The sequence below is a fragment of the Chromobacterium sp. ASV23 genome (assembly GCF_016428945.1).
Taxonomy (GTDB): domain Bacteria; phylum Pseudomonadota; class Gammaproteobacteria; order Burkholderiales; family Chromobacteriaceae; genus Chromobacterium; species Chromobacterium sinusclupearum.
In genome coordinates this window covers 57092-75837 of the sequence record NZ_JAELTR010000014.1, presented here as the reverse complement: position 1 = coordinate 75837, position 18746 = coordinate 57092, and the positions used below count along the sequence as shown (strand labels likewise).

15 protein-coding genes and 1 tRNA gene are annotated in these 18746 nt (G+C 63.1%); 6 read left to right on the top strand and 10 right to left on the bottom strand.

The genetic code is table 11. The annotated features are described in order from the left end of the window. The 4 genes from JHD59_RS08455 to JHD59_RS08440 all read right to left on the bottom strand — a co-directional run. On the bottom strand, positions 1-906 hold a 906-nt coding region (locus JHD59_RS08455), incomplete at its 3' end, for an MCP four helix bundle domain-containing protein (protein WP_199153923.1). A 251-nt stretch (positions 907-1157) separates the two neighbouring features. After that, the gene (gene sbcB, locus JHD59_RS08450; protein WP_199153922.1) at positions 1158-2576 is read right to left on the bottom strand and encodes an exodeoxyribonuclease I; all 1419 of its coding nucleotides are present in this window, start codon (positions 2574-2576) and stop codon (positions 1158-1160) included. A gap of 67 nt (positions 2577-2643) precedes the next feature. Further along, positions 2644-3432, bottom strand: coding sequence for an enoyl-CoA hydratase-related protein (locus JHD59_RS08445; RefSeq protein ID WP_103319860.1), 789 nt, complete (start codon positions 3430-3432; stop codon positions 2644-2646). Between the two features lie 30 nt (positions 3433-3462). Next, positions 3463-4251, bottom strand: coding sequence for an alpha/beta fold hydrolase (locus JHD59_RS08440; RefSeq protein ID WP_199153921.1), 789 nt, complete (start codon positions 4249-4251; stop codon positions 3463-3465). A 154-nt stretch (positions 4252-4405) separates the two neighbouring features. Between JHD59_RS08440 and JHD59_RS08435 the strand changes: the two genes are divergently transcribed. The 4 genes from JHD59_RS08435 (at position 4406) to JHD59_RS08420 (ending at position 9187) form a co-directional block, all read left to right on the top strand. Continuing rightward, positions 4406-6235, top strand: a complete 1830-nt coding sequence (locus JHD59_RS08435) for a GGDEF domain-containing protein (protein ID WP_199153920.1) — start codon at positions 4406-4408, stop codon at positions 6233-6235. Between the two features lie 175 nt (positions 6236-6410). Further along, on the top strand, positions 6411-6557 hold the full coding sequence (locus JHD59_RS08430; RefSeq protein ID WP_158248746.1) for a hypothetical protein: 147 nt from the start codon (positions 6411-6413) through the stop codon (positions 6555-6557). Positions 6558-6660: 103 nt separating this feature from the next. After that, the gene (locus tag JHD59_RS08425) at positions 6661-7836 is read left to right on the top strand and encodes an ABC transporter ATP-binding protein (protein ID WP_103319855.1); all 1176 of its coding nucleotides are present in this window, start codon (positions 6661-6663) and stop codon (positions 7834-7836) included. Positions 7837-7897: 61 nt separating this feature from the next. Further along, on the top strand, positions 7898-9187 hold the full coding sequence (locus JHD59_RS08420) for an FAD-binding oxidoreductase (protein ID WP_199153919.1): 1290 nt from the start codon (positions 7898-7900) through the stop codon (positions 9185-9187). 127 nt (positions 9188-9314) lie between these two features. On the opposite strand, the gene mutL is transcribed toward JHD59_RS08420, so the two are convergent. The 6 genes from mutL to tgt all read right to left on the bottom strand — a co-directional run bounded on the left by mutL (position 9315) and on the right by tgt (position 16446). Further along, positions 9315-11225, bottom strand: a complete 1911-nt coding sequence (gene mutL, locus JHD59_RS08415; protein ID WP_199153918.1) for a DNA mismatch repair endonuclease MutL — start codon at positions 11223-11225, stop codon at positions 9315-9317. Between the two features lie 69 nt (positions 11226-11294). Continuing rightward, positions 11295-11939 (bottom strand): DedA family protein, encoded by a 645-nt coding sequence (locus JHD59_RS08410; protein WP_103319850.1) that lies wholly within the window; start codon positions 11937-11939, stop codon positions 11295-11297. A gap of 74 nt (positions 11940-12013) precedes the next feature. Next, the gene (gene secF, locus JHD59_RS08405) at positions 12014-12949 is read right to left on the bottom strand and encodes a protein translocase subunit SecF (protein WP_103319849.1); all 936 of its coding nucleotides are present in this window, start codon (positions 12947-12949) and stop codon (positions 12014-12016) included. Positions 12950-12951: 2 nt separating this feature from the next. Continuing rightward, positions 12952-14799 (bottom strand): protein translocase subunit SecD, encoded by a 1848-nt coding sequence (gene secD / locus JHD59_RS08400; RefSeq protein WP_199153917.1) that lies wholly within the window; start codon positions 14797-14799, stop codon positions 12952-12954. A 67-nt stretch (positions 14800-14866) separates the two neighbouring features. Further along, positions 14867-15193, bottom strand: coding sequence for a preprotein translocase subunit YajC (gene yajC / locus JHD59_RS08395; protein ID WP_043626576.1), 327 nt, complete (start codon positions 15191-15193; stop codon positions 14867-14869). A gap of 137 nt (positions 15194-15330) precedes the next feature. After that, positions 15331-16446 carry a tRNA guanosine(34) transglycosylase Tgt gene (gene tgt / locus JHD59_RS08390; protein ID WP_199153916.1) on the bottom strand — a complete coding sequence of 372 codons (1116 nt, stop codon included), beginning with the start codon at positions 16444-16446 and terminating at the stop codon, positions 15331-15333. A gap of 136 nt (positions 16447-16582) precedes the next feature. Here tgt and JHD59_RS08385 point away from each other — a divergent pair. Continuing rightward, positions 16583-16659, top strand: a tRNA-Val gene (locus JHD59_RS08385). A 183-nt stretch (positions 16660-16842) separates the two neighbouring features. Further along, entirely contained in the window at positions 16843-18744 is a 1902-nt protein-coding gene (gene thrS / locus JHD59_RS08380; RefSeq protein WP_103319844.1) for a threonine--tRNA ligase, read from the top strand. Positions 18745-18746 lie beyond the last annotated feature (2 nt).

The following is an 18746-nucleotide window of genomic DNA, read 5'->3' as shown; positions in this document are numbered from 1 at the left end:
GGCAGACGAGGTGGCTTCGGCCTGGGTTTGGGCGCCGGTGGCTACTTGCTGCGCCATGCCGGACAGCGCGCGGGCGGAGTCGGAGACGTGATGAGCGTTTTCCTGGATGCTTTGCACCATCTGGCGCAGGCCGTCGCGCATTTCCTGGATGTCGCGGGCGATCTGCATCGCCTCGTCGCGTGCTGGGGGGATAGGTTCGCTGACGCCGGACAGATTGCCCTGCTTGATCTGATGCACCAGATCGGCCGACTTGCGCAGCGGAGAGGTGATCAAGTGCGAGATCCACAAGGCGACTACGACCGCGAGCAGCAGCGACGCCAGCGCGGTAGCGAGCAGGATGATCACCGCATCCCGGCTGGATTCCAGCGCGATCACCATCGATTTATCCAGCCGGCCTTGCTGACGGTCGCGCAGCGACAACAGCGCGTTGATGAAGTTGTTGTTGGCCGGCGCGAACTTGGTTTCCAGAAAATCGCGGGCGGCATCGGTCTGGTGGCTGCGAATCAGCGCATACAAGGGCTCGAATAGTGGCCGTTGCTCATCTTGTGCTTGCCGGATTTTCGCGAACAAAGCCCTGCCTTCCGGAGTGGACAGCATGGGCTCCATTTTTTCCAGGTCGGCGCGGTTGCTGTCGCGGATTGCATTCACGTCCTGAATTTTCTTTTCTGCCATGCCGCTGTCGCGCGCCAGCACGCCATCGCGCACGCCGCGGCTGATGTAGAGCAGGTTCAGTGCGATGCGTTGGGACAGAATGATCTTGGGGTAGCGGTCTTCTTTAATCTCGGTGACGTTGTCCTGGATGGTCTGCAGTTTGTTGTAGGCGACGACGACGACGACGCAGAGCAGCAGGATCAGTAGCGAGAAACCGCCCAGCAGTTTTTGTCGAACAGTGAGTTGGTGCAGCATGCAAGCCTCCTGGGGCGCATTTTTGATTCCCATATAAATGGTTCTAGTGCACTAGATAGTGAAAATTCATAAGGGGAAACGCGTAGGGAGCAGAAAAAAGGGCCGAGGACTCGGCTTGCGGAGGAAGACGAATTTGCCCTAATACCGCGCGGAGCCTTGCCAGGCAATGGCTAAGGGTGGGCAAGAGGGCGTTGACTGCTACCATGCTGGCAGAGCGCGCCGGCGCTCTGCCAATCGTCGCTTACTGGGCGTTAGTCCAGCTCGACTTGCAGATTCGCGGCATAATCCGCCACTTGTCGCAACAGCTGCCTATGCTCGGGCGGGAGCTCGCTTGCCTCCAGCTCCGCCATTTCTCTTTGGAAACCTGGCAGGGCGGCAGCCAGCCGTTCTCGGCACCATTGCTTCCAGCGTCGCTGGTCGCTGTCGGACAAGGAGTTGGGGAAGTTGCGGGCGCGGTAGCGGAACAGCAGTTCCGCCAACTGCGGATCTTCAAACAGCGCCATCTCTCCGGCCAGTTGCGGGGCGGACAGCCGGCGCATTTTCTGCAGCACCTTGCGGTCGTTGTTGGAAACAAAACCGCCGTACAGGTTTTCGTCGACGTCCAGCGGATCGCCTGCCTCGCGCTGATAGACGCGGCGCCACAGCGCGGACAGGTCCGGCAAGGTTTTCGCTGCCTCGGCGTGGCGGCGCATGGCTGCCAGGTCCATGCTCCAGCGCGCCGCGGCTTCCTCGCTCAATACCTTGAGATTGGCGACCACGAACGGCGATTTGTTGATGTGAATGGTCTTGATCGGCAGCCGTTGCGTGCCTGCCGGCAGTTCGTCGGCGCGGCTGAACAGGCGCAGACGGATATCATCGGCGGACAGGCCGCGCAGTTCGGCCGGGTCATGCGCCAGGTCCCAGACGATGACCTCGTTGGCGTTGGTCGGGTGAGCGGCCAGCGGCCACACCAGGGCCAGATTGCCGCGCTCGACGCCATACATGCCGGAAACGTGCAGCACCGGCTTGGGGTCGTGCAAGGATAGCTGCACCTTGACTGCATCCTTTTTGCGCAGCGTCAGGTAGTAATCGAACAGCTTGGGTTGGCGCTGGCGGATCAATCTGGCCAGGGCGATGGTGGCGCGCACGTCGGACAGCGCGTCGTGCGCCGACTCATGCGCCAGGCCGTTGGCGGCGGACAGGTGTTCCAGCTTGAAGCTGACGCGGCCGTCTTCGTGCTGAGGCCAGACGATGCCGTCCGGCCGCAGCGCGTAGGTGGCGCGCACCAGGTCCAGCAGATCCCAGCGCCCGCAGTGGTTCTGCCATTCGCGCGCGTAAGGGTCGATCAGGTTGCGCCAGAACAGAAAGCGGGTGACCTCGTCGTCGAAGCGCAGCGAGTTGTAGCCGACGCCTATGGTGGCCGGCGTGGCCAGTTCGCGTTCTATCACGCCGGCGAACTCATGCTCGGCCACGCCGCGCTCGCGGCATAGCTGCGGCGTGATGCCGGTCAGCAGGGTGGCCTGCAGCGTGGGCAGGTAGTCGGGCGCCGGGCGGCAGTACAGCATCACCGGCTCGCCGATTTCGTTCAGTTCGGCATCGGTGCGGATGCCGGCGAATTGCGACGGGCGGTCGCGGCGCGGCACGGCGCCGAAGGTTTCGTAGTCGTGCCAGAAGAAGGTGTGGTTGGACATGGGGAACCAGGCAATCGTCGATGCGGGCTATTGTCGCATCGACGCGCCCCGATGAGCCAGCCGGGCGTCACTCCAGCCAGGACGGCTTGCGCATTTCGATCAGCGCTTGGATGCCTTCGCGGCCCTCGTCGCTCATGCGCACCGCGAGGCTGTGTTCGATGCAGCGCTGTATCACCTGCGGCGTGATGTCCTGATGCCCGACTTCTCCCACCAGATGCTTGGCGGCGCGCATCGCCGCCGGGCCGTTCAGCAGCAGCTGCGCCAGCATGTGCTGGACGGCGGCGTCCAGTTCGTCGTTCTCCAATACTTGATGAATCAATCCCAGCCGCTTGGCCTTGCCGGCATTGAAGCGTTCGGCGCTGATGCAATAGCGGCGGGTGGGACGCTCGCCGATGGCGCGCACCAGGTAAGGTATCGCCAATGCCGGGATCTGGCCGAAGCGGACATCGGACAGGCTAAACAAGGCCTCCGATGCGCCGATGGCGATGTCGCAACAGGCGACCAGCGCCACGCCCAGGCCAAAAGCCGAGCCTTGCACGCGGGCCACCGTCGGCTGGGGCAGGGTGTCCAGCGTGTGCAGCAGCCGGGCGTGCTGCTGCGCGTAGCGGTTGAGGTCGCTGGCGCTGAACTGCGACAAGCGGCGCAGCCAGTCGGGGTCATGGCCGGCGGAGAAGCTGATGCCGCTGCCGGTAAGCACCACCGCTCGAACCGAATTGTCCTCGGCCAGCGTCTCCAGCGTGGCGGCCAGCAGGCTGATGGCTTCATCATCCAGCGCGTTGTGCAGATCGGCGCGGTTCAGCGTCACGGTGGCGACGCCCTGTTTGTCAACATTCAACAGTACGGCTTCAGCGCTCATCGAGTCTTCCCCCTTGGTGTTGTGGCCGCCTCAGCGGGCGCCGAAACGGATGATGCTGCGGACAAAGGCTTCCGCGGCTTCGATGTGCAGCACATGGCCGACGCCGGGGAGGATTTCCAGCTCGGCGTTCGGAATCAGTTCGTGCAACAGCCGGGCCTGATATAGCGGCGTCAGCCGGTCTTCGTCTCCGACCAGTATATGCACCGGTAGTTGCAATTGTGATAGCCAGGTGCGGGAATCATGCTGCTTGACGCCCTCGATCAGGCGGATCACCGCGTCCCAATCCACCATGCCGGCCAGCACTTTCAGGTTTTCCAGCATGCCGGCGTTGCCGGAGAGGAAGCGGCTGGAAAACAACCAGGGGACGCTGATCTGGTAGCGCAAGTCCAGGCCGCCCTGGTGATGGGCGGCGATCCAGCTGTCGCCGATATGGCTATTGACGCTGTCGGCCCAGGCCAGCGTGCCGGCCAGCAGCAGCCGCGACACGCGGCCTGGATGACGGTGGGTCAGGTGCTGCGCCACCATGCCGCCGTAGGACAACCCTACCACGTAGGCTTGCTCGATGCCCAGCCACTCCAGCAGCCCGGCGGCCAGATCGGCTTGTTCCGCCAGCTGATATTGCTCGGCGGGCGGATGGTCGGTTTGTCCTTGGCCGAGAAAGTCCAGACGCAGCAGGCGGAAATGCTGCTCCAGCGCCGGCACCATCAGCGTCCAGCCTACGGTGGACATGGTGATGCCGTTCAGCAACAGCAGCGGCTGAACGCCATGGCCGCTCTCCTCGTAATAGACCCGGTGTCCGGCGATCTGGGCATGAGGCATGGCGGGCTCCTGTGGCTTAGGTTTGTGTTTTCATTCTAGAACCGCTCAGGCCGCGCTGAACAGGGATGGAATGCAAACGGCGTATGTAATCGAGATGACATTTAATTGTTTTAGATTAACGTTGTTTAACGCAATCGGACTGTCTTTAAAGATCATGCAAACTTGCGTCGAGCCAACCGTGCGGGATGGATTGGCTGGCTGGTGTCACGAACTGGAAGAAATCATCGGTCAGCGCAAGCTGCAGCCGGTATTCCAGCCTATCGTGGATCTGGAAACCGGGGCCATCCTGGGTTACGAGGGGCTGATCCGCGGGCCGTCGGACAGCATGTTGCATTCGCCGATGATGCTGTTCGAGGCGGCCGAACGATGCCAGATGCTGCTGGCGCTGGATCAGGCCTGCTTGCGCACCTGCGCGGAACGCTTTGCCGAACTATCCCTGCCTGGCTTGCTGTTCGTGAATACCAGCCCGGAGACGCTGCTGGTGCAAGGCCAGCGCCCGGCCGCCATCTTTTCATTCTTCAGTCAGATCGGCCTGGACAGCAAGCGCGTGATTCTGGAGTTGACGGAAACCCGCCCCAATGGCGGCTATCTGGCTTTGCGCGAAGTCACGGATCGCTGTCGCCAGGGCGGACTGCGCGTCGCGCTGGACGATCTGGGTGAGGGCTTTTCCAATCTGCGGCTGTGGTCCGAGCTGCGGCCGGATTTCGTCAAGCTGGACAAACATTTTGTACAGAACATCCATCTGGACCCGTTGAAAGAGCAATTCGTTCGCTCGATGGTGGATATTTCCCGCCAATCCGGCGCGCTGCTTGTGGCGGAAGGCATAGAGTCGCCGGCCGAGCTGCGCACCTTGTGCCGGCTGGGCGTGCGCTACGGCCAGGGCTATCTGCTGGCGCGGCCGCAGGCGCATCCGGTGCTGGAGCTGCCCTTGCAGAACGATATGCTGCCATGGGCCGGCAGCCGCCGCCTGGGGCTGCGCAACCAGCCGCTGGCGCGCGATCTGCTGATGGAAGTGGCGCCGATGGAGTCCAAGGTGGCCAATGAAGCGGCTTACCGCCGTTTTGCCGATCATCCGGACTGCTTTGCCATCCCGGTGGTGGAGGATGGCGTGCCGGTAGGGCTGCTGCGCCGCCATCATTTGCTGGAAAGCTTCGCCAAGCCTTTCAATCGCGAGCTGTACGGCAAGAAGCCTTGCCATATGATGATGGACAAGCAGCCCTTGGTGGTGAACGCCGACATCAATATTCAAGAACTGTCCAGCCTGGTGGTGGCTGCGGAGCAACGCTATCTGGTGGATGGTTTCATCATCACGGAGAACGGCCGCTACCTGGGCATGGGCACCGGTTTCGCGCTGATGCGCAAGATCACCGAGCTGCAGCTGTCGGCGGCGCGCTACGCCAATCCGTTGACCGGCCTGCCCGGCAATGTGCCGATCAATGAAACGATAGACCGCCTGCTCGGCATGCAGTCGCCGTTTGTGGTGGCCTATGCGGACCTGGACCACTTCAAGCCGTTTAACGATTTATACGGTTACGCCGCCGGCGACAACCTGATCGAACTGGTGGCGCATCTGTTGCTGGAGCATGCCGATCCGGAACGCGACTTCGTCGGCCATGTCGGCGGCGACGACTTTGTGGTGCTGATGCAGTCGGAGGACTGGGAGGCGCGGCTGCGGCTGATCCTGCGCGAGTTTGGTCAGCAGGCCTCGCAGCACTTTTCCGAGGCGCATCGCGCCGCCGGCGGTTTCGAGGTGGCGGTCCGCAGCGGCGAAACCATGTTCCTGCCGCTGACCACCTTGTCGCTGGGGGTGGTAAAGGTGCGGGCCGGCCAGTATGTCAGCCATCATGAAATCGGCGCGGTGACGGCCGATGCCAAGAAGCAGGCCAAGAAGATGCCGGGCAACAGCCTGTTCGTCGAGCGCCGGCAGCCAGCCAAGCCGGCTGCGGCATGTGATTGCCAGACCGATCTCTCCTCCATTCGCTAACCGTCTGTTTGGCTGGCTTGTTTCTCTGTTCTTGAATGGTCTGCGGCTTGCATGCGACAAGCTGCGGATCGCCCTGGCCCAGGATTTCATCTCGTACTTGTCAAATTTATTAAACATGGCATAGGCTGTGGCAAAGCTGGCGCATCAGACGCCGGCCAAGACAAGAGGAGACATCATGGCTGCCTTTATCGTCATGCCGCCGGCGCGGCTGTCCGCACCTTCCCGCTCGGGCTATTCTTCGTTTAATCTTTTCATGCAGCGCGAAGCTGGTGTGGGCAGGCCATCGGTCCTGACGCTTCCTGCCATGCCTTGCCCGCGTTAGCCTGGTTCAAGTCCGAGGGAGGCCGGCAGGTGCTCCCGTTCCATCGCAGCATGCGCTCAACAGCAGCGGCGCCGCGAGGCGTCGAGTCGGAGGGAGTCAGATCATGTCGGAAGCCATCGCGGCCACTAAACAAGCAGCAGCCATTCCCGCCCGCGGCGCGGCCAGCGCCGCCCCCGCCGTCGAAGAGGCGGCCTACCTGCGGATATCGGGGGTGGTCAAGAAGTTCGGCGATCACCTGGCGGTGGACCATATCGACCTGGACATCCGCAAGAATGAAATCTTCGCCCTGCTCGGCAGTTCCGGTTGCGGCAAGTCCACGCTGCTGCGCATGCTGGCCGGGATGGAAACGCCGACCTCCGGCCGCATCATCCTCGATGGCCAGGACATGCAAGGGCTGCAGCCGTACGAGCGGCCGGTCAATATGATGTTCCAGAATTACGCGCTGTTTCCGCACATGACCGTGGAGCAGAATGTCGCCTTTGGCCTGAAGCAGGACAAAGCGCCCAAAGACGAGATCGCCGAGCGGGTGGCCAAGATGCTGGACCTGGTGCAGATGCGCAAGTTCGCCGGCCGCAAACCGCATCAGCTGTCCGGCGGCCAGCAGCAGCGCGTGGCCTTGGCGCGCAGCCTGGTGAAACGGCCCAAGCTCCTGCTGCTGGACGAGCCCCTGGGCGCCTTGGACAAGAAGCTGCGGCAGCAGACCCAGCTGGAACTGGTCAACACCATCGAGGCGGTGGGCGTGACCTGCATCATGGTGACGCACGATCAGGAAGAGGCGATGACCATGGCCAGCCGCATCGGCATCATGAGCGAGGGCAAGCTGCTGCAGGTGGGCACGCCGACCGAGATCTACGAATATCCGAACTGTCGCTTCACCGCCGAGTTCATCGGCGAAACTAATATGTTCGAGGGTTCGGTGGTGGTGGATGAGCCGGACCTGGTGGAGATCAACTCGCAGGAACTGGGCGGCATGATCCGCATCGAGCACGGCATCACCGGCCCCAAGGGCATGCATGTCTGGACCAGCGTGCGGCCGGAGGATGTGCGGCTGGACAAGCAGCCGCTGCCGCCAGGCCCCAACCGCGCGGCCGGCAAAGTGCAGGATATCGCTTATCTCGGCAGTTATTCCATCTATCACGTGAAACTGGCCAGCGGCAAGATCGTCAAATCGGTGGTGCCGTCGTCGCGCTGGTTCGACGCCAATGAAACCGCCCCCACCTGGGACGAGCCGGTGTATGTCAGCTGGCGCGGCGACACCCCCGTCGTATTGATGATGTAACCGTCCATGGCCCCGGCGTCGCCGGGGCTGCTTTTCCGCTTTGCCCCGCCGAGGACATCCCATGCTGCGTTTCGCCCATCAACCGCATCCGCCGTCGTACTACGCTGCCACCGCCCATGCTTGGGACCCGCTGCCTCCGTTGCGCGGCGAGGCGCATTGCGACGTGTGCGTGGTGGGGGGCGGCCTGGCCGGCTTGTCCGCGGCATTGAATCTGCGCGAGAAGGGTTTTTCGGTGATCCTGCTGGAAGGCTCGCAAGTGGGCTTCGGCGCCTCAGGCCGCAACGGCGGCCAGGTGATCGCCGGTTTCGCCAGCGACATAGCCGGTATCCGCGCCCAGTTGGGCGATGAGGCGGCCAAGGCGCTGTGGGATATGTCGGTGGAGGCGGTGGACATCATCGACGAGCGGGTGCGCAAGCATGGCATCCGTTGCGACTGGCAACGCGGTTACGTCAGCGTGGCGGTCAAGCCGCGCCATATGCAAGATCTGGAAGACTGGCAGCGCGAGGCCGAACAGCGCTACGGCTACGGCGGACAGCAGTTGTGGGACCGCGCCACGCTGCGCGGCAAGCTGGCAAGCGAGCGTTATCAGGGTGGGCTGTTCGATCCGCGCTCCGGCCACCTGCATCCGCTGAATTACACGCTGGGCCTGGCCCAGGCGGCGCGGGACGCCGGCGTGGGCATCTACGAGCAATCGCCCGCCACCCGCCTGGAGCAGGGTGCGGCGCCCAAGGTCCATACCGAGTATGGCGTGGTGTCCTGCGGCCAAGTGGTGCTGGCCTGCAATTCCTACATCGGCGCGCTGGTTCCAGAGCTGGAACGGCGGATCATGCCGGCCGGCACCTATGTCATCGCCACCGAGCCGCTGGGCGAAGCGCGCGCCCGCGCGCTGATCGCCGACAATATGGCGGTGTGCGACACCAATTTCGTGCTGGATTACTACCGTTTGTCGGCCGACCACCGCTTGCTGTTCGGCGGCAAGGTCAGCTACTCCGGCCGCGAGCCGCGCGACCTGGCCGGCGCCATGCGCGCCGACATGCTGCGCGTGTTCCCGCAACTGGCCGACGCGCGCATCGACTACGCCTGGGGCGGCTTCTGCGACATCACCGTCAACCGCGCGCCGGATTTTGGCCGGCTGTCGGGCAATGTCTACTACCTGCAAGGCTTCTCAGGCCACGGCGTCAATATCACCGGGCTGGCCGGCAAGGTGGTGGCGGAGGCCATCGCCGGCACCTCGTCGCGCTTGGACCTGTTCAGCAAGATCCGCCATCGGCCTTTCCCTGGCGGCAAGCTGCTGCGCACGCCGGCGCTGGTGTTGGGGATGGCTTACTATCGGATGCGGGATTATCTGTAATCGGTTCGCTTCCGCCGGGCATTGCGACTGAGCGCACGGCAGGGTCGGGCTTCCACCCTATAGGAGTTGCATCAGCACCCGGATGACCGGGAGTGCCAGCGCTGGCGCTAAGGGCTGCGCTTCTTGCTCATTGCCCGCGCATGAACAGCTTGTCCAGATCGCGCATGGTCAGCCGGGTCCAGGTGGGGCGGCCGTGGTTGCACTGGCCGGAGCGTTCCGTGGCTTCCATGTCGCGCAGCAGCGCGTTCATTTCCGGCAGCGTTAGCTGGCGGTTGGCGCGCACGGCGCCGTGGCAGGCCATGGTGGCCAGCAGCTCGTTGCGGCGCTCGGTCAGCACCTGGCTGAGGCCGAATTCGCGCACGTCTTTCAGCACCGCGCGCGCCAGCTCCACCGGATCGCCGTCTTTCAGCCACACCGGCACGCCTCGCACGGCGATCTGGGTCGGCGACAGCGGCGCCAGTTCCACGCCCAGCTTCTTCATTTCCTCGCCATGCTCGTGCGCGGTGGCCACTTCCATGCGGTCGGCGGCGAACGATACCGGCAGCAGCAAGGGCTGCAGCGGGATGGCGTCGGTTTCCAGCGCGGTTTTCAGCCGTTCGTAGACGATGCGCTCATGCGCGGCGTGCATGTCCACCAGGATCAGGCCTTCGGCGCATTGGCTGAGGATGTAGACGCCGTGCAGCTGGGCCAGGGCGAAGCCCAGCGGCGGGATGCCGTCTTCGTCGTGGGCCGGCATGGGCAGCACGGCCGGATGCGGCAGCGGCGCGGCGGGGGCGGGCATCGCCGGCTCGGGGCGGGACAGCGCCCTTTCTTCTTCGCGCAGGCCGCCGAACAGCTTGTCGTAGACGCCTACCGCTTCGCGCGCCACGTTCAGCGGGATGGCCTGTTGCTGATAGCGGAAGGGCTGCGCCGCCGGCGGGTTGAACGAGGCAGGACGCGCGGCGGGCGCGGGCGAGCTGTTGCCGAACAACGAGGCCGATTCGCCTTGAGACAGGGCCGGCGCGGCGTCGGGCGTCGAGTTGTTCACCTGCACCGTCGGCGCGGCGCCGGCGGTGGTGCCTGCCAGCGCCTTGTGCACGCTGTGAAACAGGAACTGGTGCACCGCCTGGCTTTCGCGGAAGCGCACTTCAATCTTGGTGGGATGGACGTTGACGTCCACGCCCGACGGCTCAAGCTGGAAGAACAGCGCGTAGGCGGGATGGCGGTCGTGGTGCAGCACGTCGCGGTAAGCCTGGCGCAACGCGTGCTGGGCGGTCTTGTCGCGGACGAAGCGGCCGTTGACGTAGAAGTACTGGGCGTCGCGGCTGGCCTTGGAGTAAGTGGGCGAGGCGACGAAGCCCGTCAGCGCCAGCGGGCCGGCCTGACTGTCCAGCGGGATGGCGGCGGCGACGAAGTCCTTGCCCAGCAACGCTGCCACGCGGTCTTCGGCGCTTTGCGCGGGCAGCCGCCAGATCACCTTGCCGTTGTGGCGCAGCAGGAATTCCACGTGCGGATGCGCCAGGGCGATGCGCTCGAATGTCGCCTCGCAATGCGCGTATTCGGTGTTCTCGCTCTTCAGGAATTTGCGCCGCGCCGGCGTGTTGAAATACAGGTCCACCACTTCCACGCTGGTGCCGTGCGGATGGGCGGCCGGCTCCACCGGGTGCAGGGTGCCGTCGATGGCGATGATCTGGTGGGCGTGGTCCGCGTCGTGCGGGCGGCTCACCAGCGTCAGCCGCGATACCGACGCCACGCTGGCCAAACCCTCGCCGCGGAAGCCCAGCGTCGCCACCGATTCCAGATCATCGAGCGAGGCGATCTTGCTGGTGGCGTGGCGGTCCAGCGCCAGCGGCAGGTCTTCGGCCGCGATGCCGCTGCCGTTGTCCGTCACCCGGATCAGCTTGATACCGCCCTGAGCCAGATCGACGCTGACCTTGCTCGCTCCGGCGTCCAGGCTGTTTTCCAGCATTTCCTTCAGCGCGGAGGCGGGGCGTTCCACCACTTCGCCGGCGGCGATCTGGTTGACGAGGTGGTCGGGCAGGCGTTGGATGCGTGTCATGGGCGGCGTTTGATAGTGATGGCAATGCAAAAGGCCGCGCTAAGGCGGCCTTGTCGATTCTACTACGGATCAGCCGCGGGCGGCCGCGCGCTTGTGGCGCCAGATTTCGATCAGCCCCGGCAGGAAGGAAACGAAGATGATGCCGAAGATCAGCAGCTCCAGATTTTTGCGCACAAAGGGCAGGTTGCCGAAGAAGTAGCCGGCGTAAGTGAAGCCGACCACCCAGGCGATGGCGCCCACCACGTTGTACTTCAAAAACTGCGGGTAGTGCATCTTGCCGATGCCGGCGACGAACGGCGCGAAGGTGCGCACGATGGGCACGAAGCGGGCGAAGATGATGGTCTTGCCGCCATGGCGCTCGTAGAAGGCGTGGGTCTTGTCGAGGTAGCTCTGCTTCAGCAGGCGCGGGAACATGCCGAACAATCTCATGCCGACATTGCGGCCGATGGCGTAGTTGGTGGCGTCGCCCAGGATGGCGGCGATGATCAGCAGCAGCACCAAGAGGTGCGGGTTCATCTGTCCCATGGCGGCCAGCGCGCCGGCCACGAACAGCAGCGAATCGCCCGGCAGGAAGGGGGTGACCACCAGGCCGGTTTCGCAGAATACGATCAAAAACAGGATGGCGTAGATCCATGGGCCATAGGCCGCCACCAGTTGGCTCAGGTGGGCATCGATATGCAGGATGAAGTCGATCAAAAACGTGATGGCTTCCATGATTTCCGTTTCGAACTGGGAGGGTAAACGCGAAACTGGCCGGACAAGCCGGCCAGTCGTTTAGGTTGCGGAGATCAGACCACCGCTTCCTCTTTTTGTTTCACCGGCTTGATCATGTGCTCGCGCGTCACGCCCAGCCACAGGGCGATCGGGCTGGCCACCAGCACCGACGAGTAGATGCCGAACATGATGCCGATGGTCAGCGCCATGGCGAAGCCGTGCAGCGCCGGGCCGCCGAATACCAGCATGGACACCACCATCATTTCCGTGGAGAAGTGGGTGATGATGGTCCGGCTCATCGTCGAGGTGATGGCGTTGTCGATGATCGAGGCCACCGGCAAGTTGCGGGTGCCCGGCTTGCGGAAGTTTTCGCGGATCCGGTCGAACACCACCACCGATTCGTTCACCGAGTAGCCCAGCACCGCCAGGATGCCGGCCAGCACGGTCAGCGAGAACTCCCAGCGGAAGAAGGCGAAGCAGCCCAGGATGATCACCACGTCGTGCATGTTGGCGATGATGGCCGCCACGGCGAAGCGCCATTCGAAGCGCAGGGCCAGATACAGCATGATGCCGGCGCACACCAGGATGACGGCGGTCAGGCCGCTGGAGACCAGTTCGGCGCCTACGCTGGGGCCGACGAAGTCCACTTTGCGCAGCTGCACGCCGGCATCGTCAGCCTTCAATACGCCCATCACCTTGTCCGACAACTGGGCCGAGCTGGTGCCCGGCTTGTTCGGCAGGCGGATCATCACGTCGCGGCTGCTGCCCAGGTTCTGCACCGTGGCTTCGCCGAGTTTCAGGGTGTCGACCTTGTCGCGGATCTTGTCCAGTTCGGCCGCTTGCTGGTACTGCACTTCCAGCACGGTGCCGCCGGTGAACTCCACGCTGAAGTTCAGGCCGCGGGTGGCCAGGAAGAACACGGCGAGAATGAAGGTCACCAGCGAGATCGCCGTGGTGAGCCTGCCGTAGCTCATGAACGGGATGTCCCGTTTGATGCGGAAAAGCTCCATGATTAGCCCTTGTTTTCCGGTTTCCACACTTGGCCGATGGCCAGCGTGGTCAGTTTGCGACGACGGCCGTACCACAGGTTCACCAGGCCGCGCGATACCACGACGGCGGAGAACATGGAGGTCAGGATGCCCAGGCAGTGCACGATGGCGAAGCCGCGCACCGGACCCGTGCCGAAGATCATCAGCGCCAGGCCGGCGATCAGCGTGGTGACGTTGGAGTCGAGGATGGTATGCCAGGCGTGGTTGTAGCCGGCCTGGATGGCGGAGTGCGGCGGCACGCCGTTGCGCAGCTCCTCGCGTATCCGTTCGTTGATCAGCACGTTGGCGTCAATCGCCATGCCCAGCGCCAGCGCGATGGCGGCGATGCCCGGCAGCGTCAGCGTGGCCTGCAGCATGGACAGGATGGCGATCAGGAAGAACACGTTCATCGCCAGCGACAGGCCGGAGAACACGCCGAACAGGCCGTAGTACAGCACCATGAAGGTGACGATGGCGGCAAAGCCCCACAATGTGGCGTGGAAGCCTTTCTCGATGTTTTCCTTGCCCAGGCTCGGGCCGATGGTGCGTTCCTCGATGATGTTCATCGGGGCGGCCAGGGAACCGGCGCGCAACAGCAGGGCGGTGTCGTTCGCTTCGGCGGCGTTCATGCTGCCGGAGATTTCCACGCGGCCGCCGCCGATCTCGGTGCGGATCACCGGCGCGGTGACCACTTCCTTGCGGCCTTTTTCCACCAGCACCATGGCCATGCGCTTGCCGACGTTCTCGGCAGTCAGCTGGCGGAAGATGGCGGCGCCGGCGCTGTCCAGATTGATGCTGACGGCAGGCGCGCCGAACTGGTCGAAGCTGGGTTGGGCGTCGTTGATATTGTCGCCGGTCAGCTCCACGTCGTTCTTCAGCAGGATCTTGCTCTGGCCGCGCGAGGTGACTTCGTCCAGCAGTTCGTAGCCTGCCGGCACGTTGCCGGCCAGCGCTTCCGATACCTTGCCTTGGTCGTCTTCCACCATGTGGACTTCCAGCGTGGCGGTGCGGCCAATGATGTCCTTGGCGCGGGCCGTGTCCTGAATGCCTGGCAGCTGCACCACGATGCGGTTCGGGCCATTCTGCTGGATGATGGGCTCGGTGGTGCCCAGTTCGTTCACGCGGTTATGCAGCGTGGTGATGTTCTGTTTGACGGCGTCGCTCTGGATCTTGGTGATCTCTTCCGGCTTCAGCGTCAGCAGCAGCTTGTTGCTGCTGTCGTCTGCGCGGATGGCCAGCGTCGGCAGCGAGCGATACGCCACGTCCTGCGCCGATTTCAGCGTGTCGCCGTCGCGCAGCTGCACTTCCAGCGTATTGCCGTTGCGCTTGATGTCGCCGTAGCGGACCTGCTTGTTCTTCAGCTCGCGCTTCAGGTCGCCGGTGTAGCGCTGCATCGCCTTGTCGATGGCCGCCTGCATGTCCACTTCCAGCAGGAAGTGCACGCCGCCGCGCAGGTCCAGACCCAGGAACATCGGGTTGGCGCGCAGGGCGGTCAGCCAGGCCGGGGAGGCCGGCAGCAGGTTCAGCGCGATGATGTAGTTGTCGCCCAGCGCGTGCTGGATGGCGTCGCGCGCCTTCAGCTGAGTGTCGGTATCCTTGAGGCGAACCTTCAGACCGTTGTTGTCGAGGAATACGCCGTCAGGATTGATGTTCTGGGATTTCAGCGCGTCTTCCACGCGCGCCATCAGGGCAGTGTCCACCGGGATGGATTGGCGCGTGCTGGAGACCTGCACCGCGGGGGTCTCGCCGTAGAAGTTGGGCAGCGTGTAGATCGCCGAGAGGATCAGCGCCACCACGATGACGAGGTATTTCCAGAGAGGGTAGCGGTTCATGTTCTAGTTCTGGGATGGAAAATGAGCAAGGCCGCCTGCGGAGGTTTCCGGGGCGGCCATGAGTGGCTTACAGGGTCTTCAGCGTGCCTTTTTCCAGCTTGGCGCTGACGGCGCCGCGCTGTACGTTGATTTCCACCTTGTCCGCGATTTCCAGCGTCAGGTATTGCTCGCTGGTCTTGGTGATGCGGCCGATGATGCCGCCTTGGGTGACGACTTCGTCGCCTTTTTGCAACTCGGACAGCATCTTCTGGGTTTCCTTCATGCGCTTCTGCTGCGGGCGCACCATCAGGAACCAGAACAGCACGAAGATGACGATCATGGGCAGGAAGCCCATCAGATCGAAGCCGGAGGGCGCAGCGCCGCCAGCGGCGAAGGCGGGAGTAATGAAGGACATCAGGGAAACTCCTAAATTCGTGTTATGACTGCATTCAAACAGGGCATTGTAGCCATGCTCCATGTGTTTTCCAACCATGGAACGCGGCAAGGGCGTGGGACCGGCGGCGCGGCGCCGCAGTTCCCCGCCCGGCCCGCTTAGTTGACGCCGCGCGCGCGCTTGGCGGCGAACTCCAGACGGAAGTCCTCGAAGCGGTCTTCCTCGATCGCCTGGCGCATCTGGCGCATCAGCTCCTGGTAGTAATACAGGTTGTGGATGGTGTTGAGGCGCGCGCCCAGGATTTCGCCCACCCGGTGCAGGTGGTGCAGGTAGGCGCGGCTGAAGTTGCGGCAGGCGTAGCAGGCGCATTCTTCGTCCAGCGGCTTCTTGTCGTCCTTGTAGCGCGCGTTCTTGATCTTGACGTCGCCCCACTGGGTGAAAATCCAGCCATTGCGCGCGTTGCGGGTCGGCATCACGCAGTCGAACATGTCCACGCCGTTGGCCACGCCGTGCACCAGATCTTCCGGCGTGCCCACGCCCATCAGGTAGTGCGGCTTCTCGGCCGGCAGCATGTGCTTCAGTTCGGTCAGCATGCGGTACATCTCGGGCTTGGGCTCGCCCACCGACAATCCGCCGATGGCGATGCCGTCGAAACCGATCTGCATCAGGCCTTCCAGCGACTCCTGGCGCAGGTCGGTGTACAGGTTGCCCTGCACGATGCCGAACAAGGCGTTGGGGTTTTTCAGGTCGTCGAAGGCGCGGCGCGAGCGCTCGGCCCAGCGCAGGCTCATCTGCAGCGACTTCTGCGCGGTGGCGTGATCCACCTGGCCCGGCGTGCATTCGTCCAGCTGCATCACGATGTCCGAATTCAGCACGGTCTGGATCTTCATCGAGATTTCCGGGCTGAGGAACAGCTTGTCGCCGTTGATCGGGCTTTGGAAGGTGCAGCCTTCCTCGGTCAGCTTGCGCATGTCGGACAGGCTGAATACCTGGAAGCCGCCGGAGTCGGTGAGGATGGGTTTGTCCCAGCCGATGAATTCATGCAGGCCGCCGAACTGCTCGACGATCTCCAGCCCCGGGCGCAGCCACAGGTGGAAAGTGTTGCCGAGGATGATCTGCGCGCCGATGTCGTTCAGCTCGACCGGGCTCATCGCCTTGACCGAGCCATAGGTGCCCACGGGCTGGAAAACCGGGGTCTCGACGGTGCCGTGGTTCAGCTCCAGCGTGCCGCGCCGCGCGCCGCCGGAGGTCTTGTGTACGGTAAACTTCAACATTATTCGAAGTATCGCTTCAGGGTTTGTTTAGCAAAATCAGTCCGCTAGTATACAGCAAGCGCGGGGCTTGCGCCGGAGATGCAAAAAAGTGCTTGCCAAGACAGGGGGCTTCTTTTACTATGCACACCTCGACGACAGGCACGTAGCTCAGTTGGTTAGAGCACCACCTTGACATGGTGGGGGTCGTTGGTTCGAATCCGATCGTGCCTACCAAATTCAATGCATGGAGTGGTTAAGTGAAATCCTTACGAACTACCACAACCCGACATACTCACGGAAGCTGAGCCTTGCGGGTTGTACCATGCGAAAAAAAAAGTGCGGCTCAGGCCGCACTTTTTTTTTATCCTTTTGCTTTAGACTCGATCACAAAAACCTCTCGCCCTCGTTGGAGTTGACATGCCAGACATTCGCTTGCCGGACGGCTCGGTCCGTTCTTTCGACAAACCGGTAACGGTTCATGAAGTGGCCGCATCCATCGGCACCGGCCTGGCGCGCGCCGCGCTGGCGGGTCGCGTCGATGGCAAGCTGGTGGATACCAGCTACCTGATCGACGGCAATGTCGATCTGGCCATTGTCACCGACAAGGACGCGGACGGCCTGTCCATCATCCGTCACTCCACCGCCCACTTGCTGGCTTACGCCGTTAAGGAGCTGTTCCCGGAGGCGCAGGTGACCATCGGGCCGGAGATCGAGAACGGCTTCTACTACGATTTCGCCTACAAGCGCCCGTTCACGCCGGAAGATCTGGCCGCCATCGAGAAGAAGATGGCCGAGCTGGCGAAGAAGGACATTCCGGTCGAGCGTTACGAACTGCCGCGCGACGAGGCCATCGCCTACTTCAAGAGCATTGGCGAAGCCTACAAGGCCGAGATCATCGAATCGATCCCGCAGGGCGAAGTGCTGTCTCTGTATCGCGAAGGCGAGTTCACTGACCTGTGCCGCGGCCCGCACGTGCCGTCCACCGGCAAGCTGAAGGTGTTCAAGCTGATGAAGGTGGCCGGCGCTTACTGGCGCGGCGACAGCAAGAACGAGATGCTGCAGCGCGTTTACGGCACGGCCTGGGCCAAGAAAGAAGATCTGGAAGCCTACCTGTACATGCTGGAAGAGGCGGAAAAGCGCGACCATCGCAAGCTGGGCGTGCAGCTGGACCTGTTCCACCTGCAGGACGAGGCGCCGGGCATGGTGTTCTGGCATCCCAAGGGCTGGCAGCTGTGGCAGAGCGTCGAGCAGTACATGCGCGCCAAGCTGAACCGCGAAGGCTACAAGGAAGTGCGCACGCCGATGATGATGGACGCGCACCTGTGGGAACGTTCCGGCCACGCCGCGAACTACCGCGAGAACATGTTCATCACCGAGTCGGAAAAGCGCGACTACGCCGTCAAGCCGATGAACTGCCCTGGCCATGTGCAGATCTTCAACAGCGGCCTGCGCTCCTATCGCGATCTGCCGCTGCGCTACGCCGAATTCGGCTCCTGCCATCGCAACGAGCCGTCCGGCGCGCTGCACGGCATCATGCGCGTGCGCGGTTTCGTGCAGGACGATGGCCACATCTTCTGTACGGAAGACCAGATCAACCAGGAGGCCAAGGATTTCCACCGCCTGGTGATGGAAGTGTACGACCGCTTCGGTTTCGACAAGGTGGCGATCAAGCTGGCGCTGCGTCCGGAAAAACGCATCGGCGAAGAATCCACCTGGGACAAGGCCGAGGAAGGCATGCGCGAGGCGCTGCGCGCTTGCGGCGTCGAGTGGGAAGAGCTGCCGGGCGAGGGCGCCTTCTATGGTCCGAAAATCGAGTATCACATCAAGGATGCGCTCGGCCGCTCCTGGCAATGTGGTACCCTGCAGCTGGACTTCATGCTGCCGGAGCGTCTGGACGCCGAATATGTGGCGGATGACAACAGTCGCAAGCGTCCGGTCATGCTGCACCGCGCGGCGCTGGGTTCGCTGGAACGCTTCCTCGGCATTCTGATCGAAAACCATGCTGGCGCCTTCCCTCTCTGGCTGGCACCGGTGCAGATGGTGGTGATGAATATCACCGAAGCGCAAGCGGATTATGCGTCTGGAATTGCTCAAGCGCTTGAGAAACAAGGATTCCGTGTCGAGCTCGACTTGAGAAACGAGAAGATCGGCTATAAAATCCGCGAACATAGTCTGCAAAAGTTGCCGTATCAGATCATTGTCGGCGACAAGGAAAAGGCAGACGGACTGGTTGCCGTGCGCGCCCGGGGCGAAGACCTGGGTCAGCTCACGCTGGATGCGTTTATCGCGCGCCTCAAGGCTGAGATGCCTGAGGCCTGATT

What these genes read in the sequence shown, in the direction of transcription:
- sbcB (WP_199153922.1), bottom strand. Translation starts at nt 2,576, where the DNA reads ATGTCCAACCACACCTTCTTCTGGCACGACTACGAAACCTTCGGCGCC.
- JHD59_RS08445 (WP_103319860.1), bottom strand. Translation starts at nt 3,432, where the DNA reads ATGAGCGCTGAAGCCGTACTGTTGAATGTTGACAAACAGGGCGTCGCC.
- JHD59_RS08440 (WP_199153921.1), bottom strand. Translation starts at nt 4,251, where the DNA reads ATGCCTCATGCCCAGATCGCCGGACACCGGGTCTATTACGAGGAGAGC.
- JHD59_RS08435 (WP_199153920.1), top strand. Translation starts at nt 4,406, where the DNA reads ATGCAAACTTGCGTCGAGCCAACCGTGCGGGATGGATTGGCTGGCTGG.
- JHD59_RS08430 (WP_158248746.1), top strand. Translation starts at nt 6,411, where the DNA reads ATGGCTGCCTTTATCGTCATGCCGCCGGCGCGGCTGTCCGCACCTTCC.
- JHD59_RS08425 (WP_103319855.1), top strand. Translation starts at nt 6,661, where the DNA reads ATGTCGGAAGCCATCGCGGCCACTAAACAAGCAGCAGCCATTCCCGCC.
- JHD59_RS08420 (WP_199153919.1), top strand. Translation starts at nt 7,898, where the DNA reads ATGCTGCGTTTCGCCCATCAACCGCATCCGCCGTCGTACTACGCTGCC.
- mutL (WP_199153918.1), bottom strand. Translation starts at nt 11,225, where the DNA reads ATGACACGCATCCAACGCCTGCCCGACCACCTCGTCAACCAGATCGCC.
- JHD59_RS08410 (WP_103319850.1), bottom strand. Translation starts at nt 11,939, where the DNA reads ATGGAAGCCATCACGTTTTTGATCGACTTCATCCTGCATATCGATGCC.
- secF (WP_103319849.1), bottom strand. Translation starts at nt 12,949, where the DNA reads ATGGAGCTTTTCCGCATCAAACGGGACATCCCGTTCATGAGCTACGGC.
- secD (WP_199153917.1), bottom strand. Translation starts at nt 14,799, where the DNA reads ATGAACCGCTACCCTCTCTGGAAATACCTCGTCATCGTGGTGGCGCTG.
- yajC (WP_043626576.1), bottom strand. Translation starts at nt 15,193, where the DNA reads ATGTCCTTCATTACTCCCGCCTTCGCCGCTGGCGGCGCTGCGCCCTCC.
- tgt (WP_199153916.1), bottom strand. Translation starts at nt 16,446, where the DNA reads ATGTTGAAGTTTACCGTACACAAGACCTCCGGCGGCGCGCGGCGCGGC.
- thrS (WP_103319844.1), top strand. Translation starts at nt 16,843, where the DNA reads ATGCCAGACATTCGCTTGCCGGACGGCTCGGTCCGTTCTTTCGACAAA.